Annotated in this window: 16 protein-coding genes; 4 read left to right on the top strand and 12 right to left on the bottom strand. The window is 41.3% G+C overall.

Annotated features, from left to right (window positions below):
* Positions 1-227: 227 nt before the first annotated feature.
* Positions 228-884 carry a PAQR family membrane homeostasis protein TrhA gene (gene trhA / locus FHS86_RS12210; protein ID WP_429413865.1) on the bottom strand — a complete coding sequence of 219 codons (657 nt, stop codon included), beginning with the start codon at positions 882-884 and terminating at the stop codon, positions 228-230.
* 352 nt (positions 885-1,236) lie between these two features.
* Here trhA and FHS86_RS12215 point away from each other — a divergent pair, with 352 nt between their 5' ends.
* Together FHS86_RS12215 and FHS86_RS12220 are read left to right on the top strand one after the other, a co-directional pair.
* The gene (locus FHS86_RS12215; protein ID WP_429413868.1) at positions 1,237-1,659 is read left to right on the top strand and encodes a hypothetical protein; all 423 of its coding nucleotides are present in this window, start codon (positions 1,237-1,239) and stop codon (positions 1,657-1,659) included.
* A gap of 247 nt (positions 1,660-1,906) precedes the next feature.
* The gene (locus FHS86_RS12220) at positions 1,907-2,539 is read left to right on the top strand and encodes an HAD family hydrolase (RefSeq protein ID WP_429413871.1); all 633 of its coding nucleotides are present in this window, start codon (positions 1,907-1,909) and stop codon (positions 2,537-2,539) included.
* 7 nt (positions 2,540-2,546) lie between these two features.
* On the opposite strand, the gene FHS86_RS12225 is transcribed toward FHS86_RS12220, so the two are convergent.
* Together FHS86_RS12225 and FHS86_RS12230 are read right to left on the bottom strand one after the other, a co-directional pair.
* Positions 2,547-3,800: an MFS transporter gene (locus tag FHS86_RS12225; RefSeq protein ID WP_429413874.1), complete on the bottom strand. Its 1,254-nt coding sequence runs from the start codon at positions 3,798-3,800 to the stop codon at positions 2,547-2,549.
* Positions 3,801-3,811: 11 nt separating this feature from the next.
* Complete coding sequence (locus FHS86_RS12230; RefSeq protein WP_429413877.1) at positions 3,812-4,585, bottom strand: DeoR/GlpR family DNA-binding transcription regulator; 774 nt, start codon at positions 4,583-4,585, stop codon at positions 3,812-3,814.
* A 131-nt stretch (positions 4,586-4,716) separates the two neighbouring features.
* Between FHS86_RS12230 and FHS86_RS12235 the strand changes: the two genes are divergently transcribed.
* The gene (locus FHS86_RS12235; RefSeq protein WP_429413880.1) at positions 4,717-5,553 is read left to right on the top strand and encodes an ROK family protein; all 837 of its coding nucleotides are present in this window, start codon (positions 4,717-4,719) and stop codon (positions 5,551-5,553) included.
* Between the two features lie 6 nt (positions 5,554-5,559).
* Positions 5,560-6,567, top strand: a complete 1,008-nt coding sequence (locus FHS86_RS12240) for an SIS domain-containing protein (protein ID WP_429413882.1) — start codon at positions 5,560-5,562, stop codon at positions 6,565-6,567.
* Positions 6,568-6,630: 63 nt separating this feature from the next.
* Here the strand turns inward: FHS86_RS12240 and FHS86_RS12245 are convergent, their stop codons facing one another.
* The 9 genes from FHS86_RS12245 to FHS86_RS12285 form a co-directional block, all read right to left on the bottom strand.
* On the bottom strand, positions 6,631-8,817 hold the full coding sequence (locus tag FHS86_RS12245; RefSeq protein WP_429413885.1) for a sodium:solute symporter family protein: 2,187 nt from the start codon (positions 8,815-8,817) through the stop codon (positions 6,631-6,633).
* 34 nt (positions 8,818-8,851) lie between these two features.
* On the bottom strand, positions 8,852-10,246 hold the full coding sequence (locus FHS86_RS12250; protein WP_429413888.1) for a glycoside hydrolase family 28 protein: 1,395 nt from the start codon (positions 10,244-10,246) through the stop codon (positions 8,852-8,854).
* 198 nt (positions 10,247-10,444) lie between these two features.
* On the bottom strand, positions 10,445-11,842 hold the full coding sequence (locus FHS86_RS12255) for a PIG-L deacetylase family protein (RefSeq protein WP_429413891.1): 1,398 nt from the start codon (positions 11,840-11,842) through the stop codon (positions 10,445-10,447).
* Positions 11,843-11,866: 24 nt separating this feature from the next.
* Entirely contained in the window at positions 11,867-13,516 is a 1,650-nt protein-coding gene (locus FHS86_RS12260; RefSeq protein ID WP_429413894.1) for an alpha-L-fucosidase, read from the bottom strand.
* 50 nt (positions 13,517-13,566) lie between these two features.
* Positions 13,567-15,978, bottom strand: a complete 2,412-nt coding sequence (locus FHS86_RS12265; protein WP_429413897.1) for a GH92 family glycosyl hydrolase — start codon at positions 15,976-15,978, stop codon at positions 13,567-13,569.
* 1 nt (position 15,979) lies between these two features.
* A complete protein-coding gene (locus FHS86_RS12270; protein WP_429413900.1) occupies positions 15,980-18,733 on the bottom strand; it encodes an MGH1-like glycoside hydrolase domain-containing protein in 2,754 nt (917 codons plus the stop codon).
* Between the two features lie 23 nt (positions 18,734-18,756).
* On the bottom strand, positions 18,757-20,901 hold the full coding sequence (locus FHS86_RS12275; RefSeq protein WP_429413902.1) for a phosphatase PAP2 family protein: 2,145 nt from the start codon (positions 20,899-20,901) through the stop codon (positions 18,757-18,759).
* A gap of 91 nt (positions 20,902-20,992) precedes the next feature.
* The gene (locus FHS86_RS12280; protein WP_429413905.1) at positions 20,993-22,366 is read right to left on the bottom strand and encodes a jacalin-like lectin; all 1,374 of its coding nucleotides are present in this window, start codon (positions 22,364-22,366) and stop codon (positions 20,993-20,995) included.
* 274 nt (positions 22,367-22,640) lie between these two features.
* The coding region (locus tag FHS86_RS12285; protein ID WP_429413908.1) for a T9SS type A sorting domain-containing protein at positions 22,641-23,585 on the bottom strand (945 nt) is incomplete at its 5' end.

The following is a 23,585-nucleotide window of genomic DNA, read 5'->3' on the forward strand; positions in this document are numbered from 1 at the left end:
TGAAATCCAATCAACAATTACTACTAAACCTTTGATCTTTCAGTAAATTATTATAAATTTTAGCTGATATAATTAAAATACGATTTTTTGGTCTGCTTAAATATACGAATTATTGCGAGTTGCAAATTAAATAATGCCACAATTTTTGACTTTCAAATACTGCAAACAACACGGCAATCTACAAGCTGACTTTTTAGTAAAATACACACAAACAAAGCAAAGACCAACTAACTATTAAGCATATAAGTTAAGACCACAAGATAATGACAAACACTTCCGCCAATAACCATAAGGTGCCAAATCAGGTGAGCATACTTCAGTTTTTTCATTTTAAAGAAGAAAATACCCAATGAATAAAACAGTCCACCTGCAAAAATCATCACCAAACCAAAGGTCGATAGGTTATTAAAAAGCGGATTAATAAACAACAACAGCAGCCAGCCCATCAAAACATACGAAATAATGATGAATGCATTCACTCCCTTTTCGAATTTATTGGGAATGAAGGCCTTTACCAACAAGCCTGCCAATGCAAGCCCCCACTCAATACCGAACATCAGCCAGCCCTGGTCATGACGCATAATCGTCAATGCAATGGGCGTATAAGTCCCGGCAATTAAGAGGTAAATGGCAATCTGGTCGAAATTATGAAAGAAATCCTTTGCCTTACCGTGCGCCAGCGAATGATTCATTGTTGAAGAAAAATAAAGCAATACCAGGGTAGCACCAAATACCGAACTGCTCACAATTTGCCAGGGGTCACTATTTTGAACGGCAACAACGATGATGATTACTGTGGCTGCAATGGCCAACACTAAACCAATACCGTGCGAGATGGCATTGGCCAGTTCTTCTCCTTTTGAAAAACGTGGTTTTGAATCCATGGATCTATCAATTTGTTAAACATTTAATCATTTTTCCTGCATCCATAACCAATTGTAAATATAGGTGCTTATTGATGACAAACAAACTATTTCAGCATTAAGCACTAAATGATGATTGAGCTGATTTATTTCAGCGAACTGCCTGCAAAGACAAGCTGATCCTTGTGTTTCATCCAAAACCCTATTCTATAACTTTCTAAATATATTCTATTATAAGCACATCATCAATAGTATATATTGGTAATTTCATTCATTTTATTGACATTACTAAGAATTAAAAAGAACTTTAAGAAATCAAAACGTCACACTAAACGTTACACTTTTAAAAGCCATCCCATGACAAAAGTTAAGTATGTACTCAATAAATCCAGAAAATATTCCAACGAGGAATATCCAATATTCTTGCGGATACATCATAAAAAGTCTTAGAAAACTGGTCTCCAGCAAAAAGTCTGAAGTAGAAGATTTCTGGAATGAAAAAGAAGGTAAGATCGAGCCCAAATCAAAGTCCAATGATGAAAACCGGAAGCTGGAATTGATTAACTCCAAACTGCTGAAGAGACGCTCAAAACTCAAAATTGAAATCATTAACCTGAAAGCCCGGAATCCATTTTATACCATTCAGGATGTAGCTGACCTATACGATATCCCAACAGCATCAATCCACGTATTCGATTACTTTGAAACCATTATTGCCCGATTGGAATCTACCGGCAGGCTTGGTAAAGCCAAAGCAAAAATTATTTGCAAAGAGAATATTTATGAGGTCGTATAATGGCCTATATCAAATATTCTATTTGCAGTATGGCCTTTCAGAAAAACGTATCTTTAATGCGACACATTCTCCAAGCCTATTGTGACGGACAAATAAAATCATGGTCAAGGTGGTAGAATAGACATGGACATGGACGTGACCCGTAATCAAAAAATTGGTTTAAAATAATTCTTGCTTTGGCAAACACTGAATAAAATGAAATTTGCCCGAATAAACATTATTCCCAAAGGAGCTGTTGGATAGAGACATGAAATACAAATGCATTATTTTTGATAACGATGGCATTTTGGTCGATAGTGAGTTGATCGCCAATCGGACCATTGTGGAAATGGCCGCTGAACTTGGGGTGAATATCGATTTGGAATATGCCATCAAGTATTTCTCCGGAGTATCGATAGCCCATACGCTTTCTGTAATTGAAGCGAAATTAGGACAACCACTCCCGGATGGTTTTGAATTGGAATTTCGCAAACGGACCTATGAAGCGTTTATAACCGATCTCAAGCCGGTTGAAGGTGTTGTATCCCTGTTGGAAAAGTTGGATATCCCATTTTGTGTGGCTTCCAGCGGCCCGTTTGAGAAGCTTCAGCTTAGTTTGCAAACAACTGGTCTTTTTCATTTCTTCGAGGGCAGGATCTTCAGTTCCTATGAAATAGGCAGCTGGAAACCTGAGCCCGATATCTTTTTGTATGCTGCCCAAAAGATGGGATTTCAGGCTTCAGAATGCGCCGTTATAGAAGACAGTCTTGCCGGTGTTGATGCAGCCCGAAAAGGCGGGTTCGATGTATATGCACTAAGCCGAAACGGGAACGCATCAGAATTGGCTGAACGTGGTGCGAGTGTATTTTATTCCATGGACCAACTCTATGACCTTTTATAAGCTGAGTTTATGCATTTGCTTTCTTCATTTTAATGGTTTCATTTTTCACAAGCGGATTGGCCCAAATACTGATACTAAAAATATATCCCAAGGTGATCAGCAGGACAAACATCCCGAGGCGCAATCCAATCATATCTTTTAACTGTCCAATAATTAAAGGCACAATTGCGCCACCCGCAATACCAGTGCATAAGATTCCGGAAAAAGTACCGTGAAATTTGTCCAGACTGTTCAGGGCCAACGAAAAGATAATGGACCACATCACCGACAGGCAAAATCCAAGTGCCGGAAATCCGATCAATGCTGTTTGAGCATTTCCGAATAAGGTCACAATAAGAACCCCTAAAGCGCCTATGGAAAAAATTCGCAAGACAAGTTTGCTGTCCATTAGTTTTAACAATACCAGGCCTAACAGGCAGCCAATGGTCAGCATCCCCCAGAACCAGCCTACCGTTGCAGCGCCTTCAATTTCAGGAGCTAAACCATGGTAGGTTCTTAAAAATTCAGATATCCAGTTGGCAATGCCTTGCTCAGTGCCCACATAAGCGAAAATTCCCAGGAAAAACAGGATCACAGTTTTATTCCTGAACAATTTCTTATGGATATCCCAGGCACCAACTTTTTCGTCTTCTTTCAGTTCTACCCTTGGGAAACGGGAAACCAAAAGGATGATCACCATTAATAGGGATACTGCGGCAAAAAGCCAGTATAACGAAACCCATGGCAGCTTATCAGGTGTGAGTTTCGACAGGGTTCCGAGGAAAATTCCTGAAGGATTTGTTCCTGCTTTCAAATGGGTAACCAAATAAGAATACACCATAGGACTTAAATACGAGGCACCGCCAAAAACCAGTTGGGCCATTACCGAAAGAAAAGCAAAATGCTTTTCACCTCCTGAAACGCGTAACAGCGGATTTATGGCCACCTGCAACATAGCCATTCCAACTCCAATCATGAAAAGGGAAGCCAGGAATACAGGGAAAGTCGGGAACAGTGCAAATAATAATGCCCCAAGAGTAGCAGTACCCCATGCCGAAATCATACTCATCTTTTCCCGATAACACTGCACAATCATCCCTGATGGGATCGACATGATGGCATAGGCAATGAAAAAAGAAAAAGGGAGCAAGCCGGTCATGGCTCCACTCAATTGATAGCTGTCACTTACATTCGGATTAATCGATCCCAATATATTGGTAAGGAACGATATGGCAAAGAACACAAGAAAAATAAGGGCGACAATAAAATAGTTGCGTTTCATATCTTTTCAAATTAACTTTTGGCAATGAGTGTTTTGATTTTTTCTTTACGGAATAGTCCCTGGTGTTCAGCAGAGATATTTTCGTCAGTTATAATGGTGTGAATGGCTCGGAGAGGTGCGATTGATAATACGGCATTATTTCCGAATTTACTTGAATCAGCCAATAAAATCACCTCCTTCGAGTTGTGAATAGCAATTCTCGACAAATGAGCTTCTTCCAGGTTGTTGGTCAGTAATCCTTTTTCTGCATCAATACCGTCTACACTCAGAAAACATTTGTCAAAATGATAATTTCGCAAGGTTTCAGCAGCTTGTTCTCCCACAAGAGAAATGGAGTTTCGTCGAAGAAATCCACCCGGCACAATTACTTTAATGTTAGTATATTCGGTTAGCTGATAAGCAATATCAATTGCATTTGTGATAATGGTGATTTCGATACCTTTCGAAATATTCTTTGCAAGTTCCATAATTGTAGTACCTGAATCCAGCAGAATAGTCTCACCATCCTCGATTAATCCGGCTGCCAGTTTCCCAATGTTCTTCTTATAATGTACGTTCTTTTTACGTCGTTCAAGAATCGGAAGATCGGTATTGATTACCCTTTGCTTTATTGCTCCACCACGCGTTCTGATGAGGATGTTGTTTTTTTCAAGGTACTTCAGATCCTTACGGATTGTTACCTCACTCACTTCAAATTGTTTGCTAAGCAAGGCAACATCAACCTGCTCGTTCTGTTCAATTTGCTTCGTAATGTGTAGCCGCCTGTCGGTTGTTGAAATCGTCATGATTACAATCAATAAATGGTTTCGAATAATTTCATATAGCAAATTTAATATTTTATATGAAATGAAACGAAACTATATTTGTTTTTCTTATCTTTGGATTCTGAAAATTAATCGCGTTTATAAGATGTCATATGATTTTAGGAATAGATCTTGGTGGAACCCAAATTAGGGCCGGAATAGTCTCAGGTGAAGTACTGAAGGAGGTTAAGTCTCGACCGACTCCCGCATCCGGAACCAAAGAAGAAGTACTGGAAGCCATAGCCGGTCTGTGTGATCAGTTTAAAAGCTATCCCATTGAAGCAATTGGCATTGGGGTTCCAAGTGTCGTTGATGTGGAACGTGGCATAGTTTACAGTGTCACCAATATTCCTTCGTGGAACGAAGTATACCTTAAAGACTTTCTGGAAGAGCGTTTTAAAGTGCCGGCATTTGTAAATAACGATGCCAACTGTTTTGCTGCAGGTGAAAAATATTTTGGTAAAGGCAAAAGGGCAAAATCAATGGCAGGCGTAACGCTCGGAACCGGATTGGGAACCGGATTGATTTTCAATAACCATTTGTACGAAGGGAAAAATTGCGGAGCAGGGGAATTATGTAATCTCTCCTATCTTCAGCATAATTACGAATATTATTGTAGCGGACAATTCTTTAAAGATGAAATGAAAGTTTCGGGGAAGGAAATGGCAAAGTTAGCCTCGGAAGGGAATCGTGAAGCGCTGGATGTTTTTAACCAGTTTGGTTTTCACCTGGGCAGGTTTTTGCAGGCGCTTATGTATGCTTACGATCCTGAAATGATCGTACTGGGCGGTTCGGTTGCAAGTTCGTTTACTTACTTCAGGGAGAGCATGATCCAGTCCTTACACGAAGGTTTCATTTTTCCAAAATCGCTTGAAGGACTTAGAATTGAACGTTCTGAACTGGATAATCTGGCTATTTATGGGGCTGCTTCGTTGGTGTTGGATAAATGATTAAAAATGAATTTAGCTGAAAAGAAATATTCACAATATGCGCTTTGTATTGAAATGATGCAAACCGTTGAGGTGATAGAAAAATTTAATGTGGCGGCAGTTGAACCATTTGTTCCTGCAGTCAAACAAAATAAAAATATACTGATAACAGGCGAAGGAAGCAGCCGGATTTTCCCCGGAAAACATTTCAGGTATCACTTGTTAGCCAACGGTATCGATTACAATGTGGTTATTGAAGGTGCTACCCAGTCGGCAGAATATCAGTTGGATGATTACGTGGTATTTGGACTATCGAACTCGGGGAAAACGAAAGAATTGGTCGAACTGTTTACAAAACTGAAAGACAAACAACATCCTGTTTTTTATGGCATAACAGCAACACCGAACACTCCGGTTGGCCAATTGGCGACCGACTCGCTGGTGCTTTCCTGTGGAAAAGAAGATGCTGTTGCTGCAACAAAGAGTGTTGTAGAACAAGGGCTGTTTTTCAGTACACTTCTGGCAAAAGCGTTCAGTATTGATTTCCCTTCCTTAAAAGAGTTTGCCGCAAAAATCCAGTTAAGCCTGGAGCATTCAATTCCTTCAGAGATTATTAACTATATGATTGAAGCCCCGGTTATTTATTTTGCCGGACGCAATAATGGTGTAGCTGAAGAACTGGCCTTAAAAACCAATGAAATAACCCGCAAGAAATCTGATTTTCTGGAAGGCACTTATGCCTTGCACGGAATAGAAGAAGTTATGAATGCAGGTGAAGTACTGGTAGTCATCGATCCGTTTGAACAGGAGGAAATCAAGTTTAAATCAATACTTGAGGAAGATGTTGGGGTGCATGTCATTGCTATATCATCCCGCGAAACCATTTTTCCAACCATAAGGATACCCGATGGAAAAGTATTTAATAACTATATTGAACTGGCTGCCGGCTGGAACTTGCTTGTTGAAACAGGAATTGCACTTGGCATTGATCTGGACAAACCGGTTCGGGCCAGAAAGATCGGTAATGAGATATAAAGATTGTAACGATCTATTGATTGGATGAAAGGAAGCCAACAAAATGATGGCTTCCTTCATTTTTTATCCTCCCATATTTACTACCGCAAATAAGGTTCCCAGTACGATAAACACAACGCCAACCGAGATAAAGAATCCAACTGTATCCTGTTTGTTCCATTTATAAACTTCAAGCTGTGTGTTAGGGAACAACAGAACGGCCTCGGTTCTTTCAGGGGCGTTGAAGGCTTCCTGTATGTCTTCGGCATCGGTTTCGTGCCCCATTCCTCGTACACGAGTCCTCATTTTCAGGAAGAAGCGGAGCGTTATTTCATCGCTTTGTGGTTTGGTCAGCAAGGAAACAATAATGAGTAACAGGAAGGGGAAGACTAAACGGATCATCATCCGAATGGTTTCATTCAATGCATATGGCTTTTGTTGCAAGTTGATTCCCAGCTTGTGCAGGATGATCAGTTCAGGGTAAAAGTAACCACGCGCTTCAAGTTTCCCTTCTTTGTTCTTTGCAGGTTGCTTCGACCAGAAGATGGCTTTCGAAGGCAATTCAAAAGTTTTGGTGAACTCTTCCCCAATAGTAATCGCCTTTGGACATGTTCCCTGTACTTTTCCATCTTCAGCTGCTTTTTCCCAACGCGCGATCTCGTTTGTTCTATCCAGTACATCGGCTTCACGGGCAATATAAGTTCTTACAGCCGGAGCAGGTTGGGTTTGCAGCAATAGTTTTTCATTTTGCTTCATTGCAGGGAACAGTTGTGGCATCAGTACCGGGATAAGATAAAAGATGAACAATGTTCCGAGTATCGATGTCCAGGCTCCCTGACGGTTAGCCCGTCGCCATTTCAGTCCTAACCAGAAAGCGGCGGCAAAAATCACAAAGAATTCCCAAACGAATTTCAGGATATCCAGAATGCTATCAAAGCTAGTGGCAATTATTGCGCCACCAATAAGAAACAGCCCCCCAAAGAGCCGGCCGGCCCATACATAATGTATTTCACTTTTCCCTGAAACCAACGGTCGGTATACATTATGAAGTATTAAGCCCGATACCGTTAGCATAAGCGCATCGGCAGTTGACATCAAGGCAGCCATCATTGAAGCAACCATTAATCCAACCAAGCCGAGTTTTAATGAGCCCAAAAGATCGCGGGTGGCATATCCCCATATAAGGTCTGAATTCTGAACTTTCCCAGCGTAAAGCAGTATGGCCGCCAGCCCAATTACGCCCCACATAATGGTGCAAAAACGTTTCAAAAAACCGCCGGTAACAAAACCGAAACGAGCAGAATATTCGTCTTTGGCAGCAGCGTTGGTCACCAACTGGTTGGGTTGCGTAACAACCGTAATTCCTGCAACCAGAGAGGCTGCAATAATAAAATACCAGGTGAAATCGATAAGTGTTGGTGCACCAAAAATCTCGAAGAAAGAACCGGGCAGCTTTTCATGCAGTATTTGCATAGCCGATTCTCCACCCGTTCCATACTGATGTTTTATTTTCCACCAAGAGAAAGGAATCAGGATCACGGACAACACGATAATGAAAAAGCCTTGTAACATGTCGGTGTAGAACGCCGCTTCGAGCCCTCCCATAACGGCATAAACAATAATGATGAGGCAGACAATCCATACCAACATATTTTCGTTGATGTACGAGAAAACCGAACGAGGTTTTTGAATCCTTAGTTCTTTCAATTCGCTTTTTTCTGCTGGAGAAAGCGTTTCAAAATTCTTCGATTCAAGTGAATAAAGCACCATCGCCTGATCGTATTCTGTTTTTTCTGCCGGGGTAAAATCCTCAATTGTTTTGGGCGTAATGGCCATAATGGTTTTATTCATGGCCGTATAGCCTACCGATATCAATCCCATCATTCCAATTGCTCCAACAAGCGCATAGGTAGCCGCCATTTTTTTCGAACCATAGCGTTCTTCATAAAAATCGCCCATGGTAAGCACCCGCATCCTGCGTTGCCAGGGTGAGGTGATCCAGAAAAGCGGTGTGGCAAAAACCATGAGTAATGAACTCCAGATACCCGCTGCCCCGTTTTTAAAGGTGGTGGTGGCCACCCCAACAGGGCCGTCGGCCGAAGTGGCCTGTCCAAAACTGGCAAAAGTTTGTACCAGCTTGCCAAATTTTCGTCCGCCCAAAAGGTAATCTTCCTGGTTGTTAATTCGCTTACTCGACCAGATACCAATGCCAATAATTACGACGAAATAAATGAGGATAACTACAATGTCAATAATCGCTAAACCATACATGTTAATTTTCTCCTTTAGTTAGATTTTTTAGTTGTTACAACAAATGGCAATTTTCGAATTTGAAGGGTCCGTTAATTTCCGAATTTGCCGCAGTTCCGGTAAAATCAATAATTTGAAGTTGTTCTATGTTTTTTGCATTGATGGCATATTGATAATAACCGGGACAGTTGTTTCCCCAGCTAATACCACAATGATTAAGCTGAATATCTGAAGCATTATTCATATAGAATCCTGAAGTACCATCGTTTAAAATACCAACGGTGTCTGATGGCCTTAAATCGTAAAGGCCACCCTGATAATGTGTTGTTTTATTTATCTCAAGCTGAATATTCTGGAACCGTATATTTTTAATCTTTCCTTTTTCGCCTCCAATGAACACTCCGTTTTCACTTTTCGCCATGATGTTGGAAAAAAGGATATTCCGAACGTGACCGACTTTCCCGGTCGTTTGTCCTTTGGCAAAGCGCCAGTTGGCATCCCGTGCATTTCCGGGCTGGCGTTTGTAGGCAGTCACATAAATGGGCTCCGCCTTGCCCCACCAGACATCGTCGAAGAGTCGGCCTTCAATAAGAATATTGTCAAAAACAATATTCTCAACAACACCTTCATCACGATTTTGAATACCAATGGCACGGTTACTTGAGCGAATGATGCAGTTCGATATCACCACATTGCGAATGGCATCCATGTTTTCGCTGCCCAATTTAATGGAGCAGGAAGTTGATTTTAATATGCAGTTGGTAACCGTGATGTTTTCGGTTGGTCCGTATTCTTCGTACTCACGGCGTGTCTTGGGACAAATACAATCGTCGCCCGATTCGATGTAACAATCGCTGATGCGCACGTTCTTCGAGTGGTCGGGATCAATGCCGTCGGAATTACGGATTTTCAGGTTATTTAGAATTTTTATTCCATGAATGCTTACCTCGTCGCAACCCACCAGGTGCAGGTTCCAGTAGGCTGAATCCTTAAACGTAACATCCTTAATGATTAGATTCCTGAAATTGATAGGTGTAAATAAATGCGGACGCCTGTCAAAGGTGTCAAAATCCTTCAGTACGTAGGCTGCTTTTTCTTCTGGCCCCATAAAGGCAGGGCCATTTCCATCAATGGTTCCTTGTCCGCTAATGGTCACATTTATGGCATCTTTACCGCCCATCCAAATGCTTCCTTCTCCGTAATTCTCCTTAAAGGCGCTTTGTGTATAGACCATTTCGTCGGGATTGGCCAAAACAACGGCATTGGCCGAAACATGAAATTCAACATACGATTTCAGGTTAAACGGACCTGTCATAAAAACTCCGGCAGGAACCAGAACCATGCCGCCTCCATTTTCAGAACAGGTATCAATCGTTTGCTGAATGACTTTCGCATTATCGGTTTTGCCATCTCCAATGGCACCAAAGTCAGTTATGTTATAGGTTTTCATTCGTCTAAAGTTTAAGCCCCAAGCCCCTAAAGGGGGATGTATTGGGCAGTTGTATTCGTTTCATATTAATTTACCACGGCAAGCCGTAAATTACGCAAAGGATTATTTTCATCTTTTTCTTGGCGTTCTTAGCGTCTTGGCGCTACTTTCTAAAGCATCGTTTTATTGTCTTTAATCTATTGTCTAATAGCCTGTATTTTAAAGCTCTCGGAGAATTTTCGATTGAATGTCAGGTTGCAAGGCATTTTTCCCTTCAATCACAAAAAACAATTCGTTACTTCGCACCGATCTTCTGAAATAGTCTGATTCTTTCAGATATAATTTATCCCAAAAGTTCTGTTTCGTTTGTTCCCACGACGCTTTTGTATTTCGATATTGTGTGTCGGGACGCAGGTCATTCATGGCATCCAGAGCCAGTGCTTTATCACCTTGCTGTGCTTTTGAAAGAGGAACAGACAACAATTGGTCAAAATAAATTGGTGCGTTTTCAAAGTATGGAGGAACTGTAATTGTGCTCCCTATTTTTCCATCGGGATACATTTTTGTCATTGGATAATGATTCGTATACAGCCACAGCTGGCATTGATCGTATTTCATTTCCTGCATTGCCTGAAGCATAGCCACTGTCGTGAATTTATGGTCGAGGTGGTAATCGAGTACAGGATAAACGGTAACAATGGCTGTTGGTTGAACTTTTTTCAACAGGTTCTTCATGTCGTTTACCAGCGAGCACCATGTGGAGGACGGTTGCAACGAACCGGGCAAATCAGGACAATTGGCTGATCGGAACAAATGAATATCATCGGTTTTGATGTAGCGCGAAAAACCATGAGCAGTTGTATCGGCATGCATTTGGGCCAGTGACGCATCGAAATAACCTAAGTTGATAGCATGTTCGGGAGCAATGCCTCCCAGCTGAGGAACAGTAAGGCTGTTCCAAACCCGCACTTTCCCTTTTTGAATGAAATGTTGAACGGAGTCGCTGTAAAGCTCGTCGTATCGCATGCTGCCTGCATCGCCGGCGGTAATGGTTGCAATAAAGGTATTTTCGGGGTAGGATGCATACAATCCATAAGCTGAAATCTCAGCGTCGTCGGGGTGAGGAGCAAGAATCAGTATTCTTTCTTTCTGTAATTCAGGATATGGACAGGCAATTAGTTTAACCGATTGTCCAACTGGTTTGCAGCCTGAAAAACTGAGATGAATTCTTTGAGATTTTTCACTGCTTAGTCCGCTAATGTTCAGGTAACGGATTCCTTTGGCCCGGCATTCAAAATTTTGAAAAAGGGTATCGCTACCGGCAATCATTTTTACTTCGGGTTCTTTCCAAAAGCTGCTCAACGTTGCCTGTATTCCCAATTCAACAAAAACAGTTCCGTATCCGCAGTGAAGTCCGGAAAGATCAAGTTGGTTGTTTTCCAGCTTTGTTTCAATAATTGTTGAATTGCCGGTAGTGAATGAATACCGATAATCTTGTTGCTGATTGTACCCATAACTGAACGCCCGCTGCTTAACAATTTCACCACCGGCAAACACAATCAGCAGAAAAATGGCTACAATTAATCCTCTTATAGATATACGGTATTTCTTATTCATTTACCTCACAGTTTTAGTCTGGCATTATTTTGTACCGGGTAATGCGCCTTCAATTTTAAATGCGATGGCCGGACTTTCGTAAAGTGCTTTATTCCACTTGATCAGCAATCCCTCTCCGGTTTGTTCCCATTCTGTATTTTGTTTTGATCCCAATATTTTTACTTCTGAAATCTTAAGTCCTTTCGCCAGATCGTTGTTCAATGACAGCGATCGGATGAGAATGCGTTGATCTTCGGGTGTTCCCAGAGCCAATGCGTACAGTGTATTTCCTTTTGTCGTAAAACGTATATCTCGGGATGAGAAGTGAATTTTATCTTCGTTAAACATGCCCGATTCGATTTTTGTGGGCCCCTCTCCATATATTTTCCATGGGCGTGTGCTGTAGATGGCTTCACCATTTTTCTGCATCCAGTCGGCCATTTCTTCCAGAAATTTTACCTCAAGTGTGTCGATTGTTCCGTCTCCTTTCATAGGAATACTCAGAAGCAAGTTTCCATTTTTACTTACAATGTCGATAAGCTGATGAATAACCTGTGCCGATGTTTTGTACCTGTTTTCTTCCAACAGTTTTTTGTCGTAGTGCCAGTGCCCGATGCAGGTGCAGGTTTGCCACGGGTAAGGCTTTATATCATCGACATAACCTCTTTCGTAATCTTCGACAATACCTTCGGCTTGTCCGGGTTCCAGTCTTTTGGCCGTTACCACCGCGGCCTGTTTTCCGTGGTGCCATTGCTCACTTGCATTGTAATAATGGGCAACTACATCAAGGCCTGCCTGTTCCATGGGAATACCGTAATTGTCGAAATAAACCATATCGGGTTGGTACTGGTCAACGAGGTCTTTAGCACGTAAATACCAGTTCTCAGTATACGCAGGATTGTTTTTCGGTGCAATTTCGAGCCATTGCCCATCGTTGTCATCGTGCCATTTTTTCATTTCATCGATAGAAGTAATGCTGTCGGGCACAACCATATTGGGGCCAGTGTATAACTCCTGTGGATCGAGGCCTTCCCACCATTTTCCTTTGCCGTCTTCTTTGGTTAACTGGTAAGCATCGTAACGCACTCCGGCTATGTCGCCTTCAGCATCGTAGGCATAGGCAGGTTGAAACCAGTGCCAGGCGTGTGCCGAATGGTTACTTACCCCAAAGTATAATCCGTTTTTACGGGCTACTTTTTCCCATGTTCCCACAATGTCTTTTTTCGGACCTATATTTACTGAATTCCACGAATGGTATTTTGAATTGTAGGCATCAAAGTTGTCGTGATGATTGGCCAGCGCCATAAAGTATTTTGCACCGGCTTTTTTGTACAGCTTCATCAGCTTATCGGGATTCCAGTTTTCGGCTTTCCACAAATAATCAAATTCCATGAAACCAAATTCCGAAGGATGCCCGTAATGCTCAACATGGAAATTATACTGCCTGGTTCCTTGTATGTACATATTGCGGGCATACCAGTCGCCGTCTTCGGGAATGCATTGAGCCGACCAATGTGCCCAGATGCCGAACTTTACGTCGCGAAACCATTCGGGGCATTCATAATTTTCAATAAAGGAATCCCAGTTGGGAGAATATTTACCGCTGGCAATTTCGTGTTTGATTGAATCTTGTGCCAGCCCAATATTTGAACTAAAAAGTATAGATAATAGTATTGAAAGAAAGATTATTCGCATTATGATCTAATTTTAACTGGTTTCTTACACCCTTTGTTATCTCGTTCCGTTTACTGTTCTAATGATTGCTTTACCGGGTTTGTGCCCATGTTCAGAATCAATCTGGCGCCCGAATTAATATCGGAATGCCTGAAATAATAACCATCCAACGTTTTTCCGTTCAGTTTGGCTTCCTGAATATAAGGTGAATGTTTCCCGTTGTTTTTTGTTTCGATACTGAATTTATCGGCCTCATAATACTTCGGGTTTAAGTGTACCGTTACTTTATCGAAAACAGGTGAACCTATTTCATAAACCGGATCTTCTTCACAACCACCTGTCATTTGGAAAATGCCCATTTTCATCAGCACCGAGAGCGCCCCCATTAATCCCTGATCTTCGTCGCCGTTGTAACCAAAGTATGGCGAGAGTGCTGAAAAGGCGCTGTCGACAACCATTCGGCTCCAGTATTGGGTGAGCCATGGTGCGCCTGCATGGTTGAAAATGAATGCGGCCTGACTGTTGGGCTGGTTTGAATAATTGATCCACGTACGGCGGTCATTCACGTATTTGTCCAGTCCCTGATCTTCCAATTCGGGGTGTTCGTTGCATAAACGGTACTGGCGGCTATATTCAAAGTAACTGTTCAAACGGGCAACTGCTGAATCAGCACCCCCCATTAGTTTAAACAGTTCAGGTAAATTATGCGGAACAAACCAGGTCGATTGTGCTCCGTTGGCTTCTTCAAAACCATTGTCGTATAGTAGCGGATCATAAGGATTCTTCCAGTTGCCACTTTTATCTTTAGGAACCATGAATCCCAGATCAGCGTTGAAAATGTTCCTGAAGTTTTCAGACCGTTTCATGAAAGTTTTATAATCTTCTTCCATTCCAAGCGCTTTCGCAAGCTGAGCCAAACACCAGTCCTGATAAGCGTTTTCAAGTGTGATCGCTGCTCCGTCCTGATGACTTCCGTAAATGGTGTCGGAAAGCGGGTAAGGCACATAGCCATTTTTAATGTAGTACTCAAGCCCTCCGCCTTTGGCGGTATTGTGTTCGTAACCGATTTTGCTCATTAACCCTCCTGGCAAGTGGTTCTTTCTTAAGCCTTCATAAGCCAGATCGATATCGAAACCGCGAATGCCCTTTTGATAAGCACTGACAAAAAATGGCGTACTTGATGCTCCGGTCATTACGTAAGTGTAGTTTCCGCCTGACGGGCCACGGGGAACGAGTCCGCCGTTTTTGTAATATTCAAGAAATGAATTGCAGAATTCTTCGGTTATTTCAGGATAAACCAAATCCCAAAGGGTATTCAGTGTCCATTGTGCTCCCCAGAAAGCATCGGAATTGTGCATGTGAAATTTAGGCCGACCGTTTGTATCAAGCGGAACCTGACGAACAATTTTCTCTGAGCCGGTCATATCGGCATATTTCCCATCGGCATCGCTAATGATGCGACGGCCTTGCAAAGCGTGCCACAAATCGGTATAGAAGCGGCGTTGCTGTTGTTTAGTACCTCCTTCAATTTCGATGCGTGAAAGCATGTCGTTCCATTGGTCTTGGGCATTGGTCACAATCTGATCGAAGTTCCATTCGGGCAATTCAGCTTTCAGGTTTTCTGCTGCTCCATCTTCGCTGGTAAAAGAAACACCTACTTTCATAAGGAGCGGTTCCTTATTATCTGAATCAAATTCAACCAACATATTGCCGTCCGTTCCTTTCCAGTTGGAAACGGTGGAATTGCATGTTGAAAGATGGATGGCTTTAATGGCTTGATTGAATTGTGCACAGAAATAAACGGGCGTGTTTTTAGGGCGGCGCATGGTTGGCCCATTCACAACATAACCCCTGATTTCAGTATTGCTTATCTGCTCAAAGCCTCCTTCCGGAAGATCAGAGGGACCTAAGTGACCTGTTAACTGAAAAATGATTCCATTGTTTTTCCCTGATGGATACGTATAACGATGAAGGCCCACACGATTGGTTGCTGTAAGTTCAGCCTTAGTATTGTAACGGTCGAGTAGAACAGCATGATAGCCTGGTTTTACGGTTTCATTTTCGTGTGAAAAATGGGACGACCAGCTTTCGAAAATGCCGTTTATTTCGTTTGTGGTGAAACTAACGGGCATTACGGATACACCCGAAAGTTGCCAATCGTGAATATGGCTGAAATCTTTAATGGTGTCCAATCCATAACGATAACCACTGCGCCATGCACCATCGATTTTATTATCGGGAAAAAGGCTGACCATTCCAAACGGACAACAGGCGGATGAGAAGTAAAACCAGCGCGAATGGGCGGCATCTAGCTGCGGGTAAACCATATCGACCGGACTTGGTTTTTCAGCGGACTGACATGATGTTGCCACCAATTGAGTGATTATTAATACGGCAGTCAAAAGCAAAAATTGAATGCTATAAAAAACAATGCAGTTTTTAAGACTGAATTTCCAATTTAATGCTTTTTCCCCTGTTTTCATTCTACAACCTTTTAATTGAAACAGAACATGTTTTGTTGCTTACAGGAAGTAAAATCTCTAATAAACCCTTGTATCTTGTTTTGTTTTCAGCCTTTTTTCCGTTGATGAAAACCGTATAAGCGAAATCAGGATTCATACAAACCATTATACTTCGTGGGTGGGCTATAGTGGCCTCATCGAAGGAAAGTGTGGCCGTGTAATTCGAGTTATCGTTATTGAAAGACTGTTCTTCGATCCATGTTTCGAAACCTGTTGAAACGGTTCCGGGTTTGTAGTAGGCATTGTACCAGATAAGAACCGGATCGGATAAAGCTCCAAATTGATGCCAGCCTGCGCCACGGGCATTCTTTGCAAACCAGTGTTCATAGGTGAAATAGGTTTCGTCGGTTTCGCGTTTCCAAACGTTGAGCGCTTTATCTGCTATTTTCCAGGCCAGATCGGTTTTGCCCAAATCGAGCATGGCTTTCCAAATAAACCACTGGTGAGGCATCCAAACGGCGCCGTTCCAATAACCGTCGATGCGGTAGTAAGGCGCCTGTTTGTCAACTACACAAATGCCAGCCTTGCTCCACATGTGATCTTCGGAGAATATTCTTTCAATTAAAATTGAATCTTGTTCGGGTGTACAGATTCCCGAGAAAATGGGATATGCGCCATCGAGTCCCATGTTAAAGTTGGCGCCGCTTTTGGGATCGCGATAAAATTCTTTTGGGTTCCCATCTGCATCATGCACCATATAACTGAAATATTGGGCATCATCATCCCATGCAATGTTTTGCAAGGCGTTGGTAAAGGTTTTGATATCTGTATCGTACTGTTTTAAGTCTTTTTTATTGCCTGTTTCGATGGCTGCCTTGCGAAGGATTTTAGCTGCACGGATCATGTGTGCTGTGGTAATTACCGGCGAAACGGTCTGTTCGAGCTGGTTATCGCGAACGGCTTTTTGTGGTGGATAATCGTCCCAGCCTCCAGAGTTATAAAAGTAATCCCAGGTTTTCAGCAGATTCGATTTAAAACCATTGATGGTTGAACCGTGTGTGTGTCCGGCCATGAACTCATAATACTGTTTGAGCCTTGGATAGAAGTAATTCAACAGCTCTTTTGATTGGGTTTTGTTCCATAAATCGTAAAAAGCGTACATTTGAACAGGTACTGGCGAACCATGGTGAATGAAAGCCGACTGGCTGCCAACCGGAGTGGTGTATGTATTTAGAAACTGAATAGATTTCTGAATATCTATTTCTGCAAGTCCCAAAGCAATAAAGCCACCATCCCAGGTGTACAGGCTGTTCCACCATTTTCCGGGAGTATAATGACGGATGAACTGACCTTGCGTGTATATGGGATATACAATGTTCGATTGCAAAACAGTTCGCATCATGTTCTGACTGAAACGGTAAGGTTTTCCATCCTCCAGATCGCCTGCAAAAGCATTATCCGATTCCTTCTCTTTTGAGGTGAACTGTTTTGGATTTTTGCTGAAAGCGCTCATCCGGTTTTGAACTTCGTCTTTTTTTCCGGTGCACAAAATAGCATAAACCGTATTTTCATTCATGGCTTCCACTTCGACAGGCCGCATGAATACGTTAATGTAATGACCGTTGTTGTCACCGGGGAACACCAAATAATTGTGTTCATGAACGTATTTGCGGAAAATAATATCGAGGTCTTCGTCCAGAATTTCACGGACAAACGATGAAGGGTAATCCCAGGCAATTCCATAATAATTATCCACATCGGGGTATTTTAGCAGTAGCGTTCCGGTTTCAAGGTCTTTTGTGAATTCTGGAGTGAATTGCTTTTGTTGTGGAACAATTTGAATGTCTTTCGAATCGGTTTCAGGACCTATAAAAAACCCGTCAAGTTTTATTTCTCCTCCTCCGGAAGCTGTTAGTTTTAATTCGGTTTGACTGCTTTCAGATTTATATGGAATTTGTATCAATTCGAATTGGCTACTTGCTTTTAGCAAAATGGGTTCGTTTACTAAACCGGATGCAATGAGCTCGCTCGAGCTATTTTCCTCTAATTTATAACGAATGGTCAGAACACCTTCTTTTTCGTTCAGATTAATCGCATAACTTACCTGGTCGCCTTTTTCTTTTCCAAAGCCTTTCCCTATGCCATTTTCATTCAAAAATGCAGCATCTCGTTCTTCGCCCCTTAGCCAGCCATCGTAAACCAGGTGATCGGATGGGCGTGCTGTTGCGAATTCTAAATCGCTGTAATCCGTTGCATTGATAAACTGTATACTTTTGGAGCAAACTGCTTTTACATTTGAATAGGGTGCCGGATAGTTGATAAAGCCGGCAAGGTTAAGCTGAAGTTCTTGAGGCAGGCTTGTGTTGTTTACACATTTCATACTTACCAATACCGTTGAGGTATCGAGGGTGGAATAGGTAACATCCACATAAACCTGGTCTTTCCATTCCATCTCGTAGCGATAGGTGATTTTGGAAAGATCGGAGCTGATGTCCCATGGATAGTAGCCAGATTCGAACAATACATTGGGCACCATCACGCGGTTGCGGTAATAGCCCGGTATGGCAGTGATGTCAAAGCGCATTCCTTTTTGGATATCGGGAATGTGTGAAATGCCGGCATATCGTTTTGAGTAGGGCCCCCACTTGGGTAAGGAAACAACGTCGTGCGTGTTATTTAGTTTCTCAAAATAGGAAGCGGTAAATTGATCCGATTGCGCCAAGCTATTTGCTACAATAAACACAAATAATATAGAGACAAAATATGATTTCTTCATCTTGAAATTATCTATCAGTTAAACTATTCAACAACTACGTACAAGGTATTATCAAGTACTTTCCCGGTAACTTCTTTTTTGTTCGCGGTGATGTTTTTAAAATTATCTATTAATTCTTTTGCCTTAATAATTACAAATTGATCTCCTGTTTTCAGTTCGGTGTTCTGATCAAAATTGATCATTAGAATTGCATTCTCCAATTTTGTTTTGCCGCCTACCATAATCTGTGCTGTATCGGTTGAACTTACATGAACAGAAATAGTCCCGCCTTTCGAATAAAGTCCACCTTTTATTTCCAGCGGTTCAATGACTTCAAGTATTCCACTTTCTTCAATCTTAACATCACTGATTCCCAATGCACTTCTTGATGTTGTACTCAAAGTGCCATTAGCAATAAGGGTTTTACCAATATAGGAATTATTACCTGTAAGTATTAATTTTCCACTACCTTTCTTTATAAGCAGTCCTTCTCCATCAATATCATTTCCCCATGTATCTAGAGCATTAAATCCTCCCAATGAAGCATCCATATCGACACATACCTTTCCAATTATAGAACCATATCCGTCTGCCGCAGCAAGCAAATCAATCCTTCCCCATCCATTTGTTTTGTCCAGAATTTTATAGCCAGAAGGAATTTCTGTGGTATACAGAACAACTCGCCTCTGATTATCGCTCAAATATGGAAACCGGGATTTTAATATGGCCTCTGCACCTTTGGGGACAATGGGAGCTTGATTTGCTTTTGTTGAATCCTGAGGAAAACCGTAGGTCATTCTTTCCCTGAAGATTTTTTTCAATTCTGCCTTATCATTGTAATAGTTATTGTTGAATACTTCGGGATTAACAAAATCTCCAAGAATATATCCGGTCGGGTTTTCTTCTTTGGAATGGGCAAAGTCGTACAAGCTTAAATTTGCACTGTCGGCCTTTGCCCCAAAAAATTCTTTCATTACACGAACTGCTTCTTCTGCATTTTTTGCTACCGTTGGATTATTTAAGGCCGCACAGGCCATAGAAAGCGCCATAATTTTACCGCCAATAACATCAACAGGGGAATGCATGCCGACAACAATCCGGTTTTCGCCCAACTGGGCTCCCCGGTATACTAACTCGCTGAATCTTTCAGGAAATGCATACGCATAGGCTAGTGAAGATAGAAAACCCGCATTGGTATGCCCGCTTGGATAGGCATTATCTGTTCTTCTGTTTTCTGTGGTGTTTGTATATAAATCCTGTAGTGTAGGATGTTCGTCGTCATAAATTATTTGGTGATTTTTTCTTGAACACATTAAGCCGGGAACAATTTTTACACTGCTTTCGTATATGTCGAAAATCTCCAGTGTTTCCTGCCCCATGTAATCAATGCAGCTGTAAGTTGGACTATGAGTGGTGGTGTCATAAGTAGTCCCTTTGAAAATTACGGCACCATAATCATTCATTCGCCATGGTCTGGGGGTTGAGTAAAGATATTTTACAGGATTAGAACTTGAATTTATATCTCGAAATGCTTTGTTTAATTTAACAACTGCACCTAGAGGACTCTCTTCTGATCCTGCAAACACAGCATCATCGTTATAAACACTTTTATAATGGTAATTTCTTAAAATCTGGTCGGTTGTAGTTTTTGGCAGATCGACGTATGCACCTGAGTTTTTCACATAATCTTCGGTTAAGGGGCCAAAGCCATCGATTACACTATAGTATTTTGATCTGTTTTCATCTAAATATGCTAAAACAGTTTCTTCGTCGGTACGATTATGTGTTGCCCTTATTACGTATTGAATGTTTCTTGCCCAGACAACTGAATCGACAATTGGGTTACCTTTTTCACGGTCTTCGTTACCAGGGCCATTCTCCGATGATGCACTTTGATATTCATCGGTAGTTCCTTTCCAAATATCGTTTATTCCACGAAGGATGTAAGCAATTGGATTGTCGTCTATGCTTCTGCTTTTTTCGAAGTTGAAGTTGTTATTTCCAATATAATCAACAACAGGCAAAGGATAAGAAACCTCGCGAAGCCCTACAATAAATTCCTTTTCGGTTCCTTCGGATTGACAGGTGTCTGACGTTTTTTTACATGCTGATAAATTAAAAAAAACAACCGATAACGCGATAAATAAAATATTTCTAAAAGAATTCATAGGTACAAATACAAGATACATTCTAACTCAAAAATTAATTAGGAATCGTTTTATGTGTAATAATTATAAAAAGAACCCAACTATATAAAAACTGACTAATCAAAAAAAATAATTAATTTACGGGAGCATAAATGACACCCATTTTATCTATTTCGTCGCCTGACCGTCCGTGGAAGCCAACAATTTGCCAACCATCAGGTGCTGTATATGTAACCGATGAATCGGTGGTTGAACCACCTGCAAGCGTTCTTCCGTTACTGGTCGTAAACTTGGTATAGAAAATTCGAGTATGTCCATCTTTCTGTCCGGAACATAGTTTTACAGACTTCAAATATTCACCTGAAGCAAGACTTAAATAATGATAATCTCCGCCATAACCGCCGTGAGTAAACCATGTGCCATTGCTTAGCATGATGTTGATTTGATCTACCCTGCTGCCGGTTCTGATTCCAACAATACCTACTACAGGATTTGCAGGAATATTATTAGCATCGTTATAACTGGTTCCATGAGGACCTCCAAACTGATCACTCATTTTCAGGTTGCTGTTAAGGGCATATTGAAAATGGGTAAATACCGGTCTGTGATCTGATAACATGTCTCCGTTTTCATCACGAAAAGTCGAGTCTTCATAGGTAAACTCCAAAGGAGTAAGTGTAATAAAATTATTGCTTCTGTAAAAGATTTTATCTACAATCTCACATTCGTAATCTGTAATAATTGTAGAACCTTCACAAACCAAAGCGTCGTCACCTTGTGTTGGTGCAATACCATCCTTAATCATTTGAAGCCAAACATCGGTAGCGCCGGTTTCACTGGCTACTAATCGTATGTTGTCACCTAAACGTGTGTAGCGGCAATTCGAGTCACCTGTTAACAAAACAGCATTACCTGCTGAATTTGCATTGATGTAATTCACTATTTGGATGATGTTTTTACGACGTGCATCTAAAGCAGCTTCAACATCGCCGGCACCTGTGTGAAAGTTGTAAACATCGAGGTATACTCCCTCCTCAAGACGAATACGGTTTAATGTAAAACCTTTGGGTGTAAGGCAATTTCCATCAGTATTGCTACAGTCGTCCCATGCGATCCGTTCAATATCGTCGGAAAACGGAAAATTAGACAACGTATTTAATCCATCGCCAAACGGAACGCCGCCACTTGTAGCCGTTCTATAAGGATGATAATCGTCGGCATAAAGTGCAGCATGATAGTTGAAATCTTCCTGCACCTGAACAATATCGTAATCGTTTACAAGCACTGAAATCTTTGGTGTATTTACTGCCGGATTACCACTTGAGATAAGCTCAGGCAGACCTGCAATATTGTAAGTTAGAACGGTGAAATCTCCTGCAATAACAGTTGATTTTAAATTTGAACTTGTGGTGTTTTTGTTGTTCTCTAACTCTTCAAGATTATTCTTCTCACAACTAAATGAGATAAAAATGAGGATAATCAGTATAAAAGGGTTTATTATTTTCATCTTATTAGATTTAATGAATTGGTTTGTATAAGATGGAACGCACATAAAATTTAATCATTTTGTCTTTTTATGAATTTGAAATGATTAAAATTTAAGTTCGTTTCATAATTTAGATTTTAAATTTTAATGATTTACCTGATTAATCCTTTTTAATATAGCTGGGTAGGTTCAGCAGAAGATTCATTTTGAGTAAGGATGAGATGATTCCTGCTGAAAGAATTGAAATGAATTAAAAGAAGCACCCTTTCAGGTGCTTCTTTCTCTTTCCTTTTTCTTAGTTCTTTACTATTTTCTGAACTAATTGCTTTTGATTTGATCGAATGCCTATGAGATACATTCCATTATCGAGATCTTGCAATGACAAATGTGCGTGATTGTCATTGATATTATCCATTTGAATAATTGTTTTACCGGAGAAATCCATTACTCTGATTTCATCAATTTTTGACTGTCCGTTTACATACAACATGTCTGAAACAGGATTTGGATATAAACGTACTTGCAAACCAAAGTCGTTTACACCAGTTTTTACCACATTGCCTACATCAACAGGTCCAAAAGCAGCAACGGCTCCACCTGTTGCACCTTGCAAGGCTCCCGGAGTATAAGTCAATGTCACAACAGCCTTGTCATCCGGAACAACCGGATCAATGCTCAATACCAAGGTTGTTGCATCATCTGAATCTAAAGTAACAGCAGTAACTGTTGCTGTCGTTTCGTCTATTGTTACTGTAAAGTTCTCTGCCTGATCAGCAGCATCAGCCATGTCGTAATCAAATTTAACATAAATCACAGAACCATCTTCGCTGGTAGTTGCCGATTCAAAAACTGGAATTACTGTTCCTCCATTCAGGATATAAGTTGCACGAATATCGAAATCAGGAACCGAGCTGCTTTGAACTTTGCAAACATATACTCCGTTGTCAGCTTTCGAAACAGAAGCAATGCTGTAACTGCTTTCAGTAGAAACAGGTTCTTCACCGTTATCTTTAAACCAGGCATACGCCTCGCTTCCATCAACAGCTAATTCCCATGTTAAAGAACTACCCATATCGGCAGTTACTTCCTGAGTTTCCTGTGCCAATTGATAATCGTCGCTAAACCCGGCATATCCGGCTTTCACATCGTGGTAAGGTTTTACATCGGCAAACGAGAAGTAGTTACCTGTCAGCTGAACTTTGCTGCTGGCACCGCCATTGGCCAGTTCAACAAAGGGCAG

The organism is Roseimarinus sediminis (assembly GCF_050433125.1).
Taxonomy (GTDB): domain Bacteria; phylum Bacteroidota; class Bacteroidia; order Bacteroidales; family Prolixibacteraceae; genus Roseimarinus; species Roseimarinus sediminis.

Coding starts and splice junctions, on each gene's coding strand:
- FHS86_RS12230 (WP_429413877.1), bottom strand. CDS start 4,585: ATGACGATTTCAACAACCGACAGGCGGCTACACATTACGAAGCAAATT.
- FHS86_RS12235 (WP_429413880.1), top strand. CDS start 4,717: ATGATTTTAGGAATAGATCTTGGTGGAACCCAAATTAGGGCCGGAATA.
- FHS86_RS12260 (WP_429413894.1), bottom strand. CDS start 13,516: ATGCGAATAATCTTTCTTTCAATACTATTATCTATACTTTTTAGTTCA.
- FHS86_RS12245 (WP_429413885.1), bottom strand. CDS start 8,817: ATGTATGGTTTAGCGATTATTGACATTGTAGTTATCCTCATTTATTTC.
- FHS86_RS12270 (WP_429413900.1), bottom strand. CDS start 18,733: ATGAAGAAATCATATTTTGTCTCTATATTATTTGTGTTTATTGTAGCA.
- FHS86_RS12280 (WP_429413905.1), bottom strand. CDS start 22,366: ATGAAAATAATAAACCCTTTTATACTGATTATCCTCATTTTTATCTCA.
- FHS86_RS12225 (WP_429413874.1), bottom strand. CDS start 3,800: ATGAAACGCAACTATTTTATTGTCGCCCTTATTTTTCTTGTGTTCTTT.
- FHS86_RS12275 (WP_429413902.1), bottom strand. CDS start 20,901: ATGTATCTTGTATTTGTACCTATGAATTCTTTTAGAAATATTTTATTT.
- FHS86_RS12265 (WP_429413897.1), bottom strand. CDS start 15,978: ATGAAAACAGGGGAAAAAGCATTAAATTGGAAATTCAGTCTTAAAAAC.
- FHS86_RS12250 (WP_429413888.1), bottom strand. CDS start 10,246: ATGAAAACCTATAACATAACTGACTTTGGTGCCATTGGAGATGGCAAA.
- trhA (WP_429413865.1), bottom strand. CDS start 884: ATGGATTCAAAACCACGTTTTTCAAAAGGAGAAGAACTGGCCAATGCC.
- FHS86_RS12255 (WP_429413891.1), bottom strand. CDS start 11,842: ATGAATAAGAAATACCGTATATCTATAAGAGGATTAATTGTAGCCATT.
- FHS86_RS12240 (WP_429413882.1), top strand. CDS start 5,560: ATGAATTTAGCTGAAAAGAAATATTCACAATATGCGCTTTGTATTGAA.
- FHS86_RS12220 (WP_429413871.1), top strand. CDS start 1,907: ATGAAATACAAATGCATTATTTTTGATAACGATGGCATTTTGGTCGAT.
- FHS86_RS12215 (WP_429413868.1), top strand. CDS start 1,237: ATGTACTCAATAAATCCAGAAAATATTCCAACGAGGAATATCCAATAT.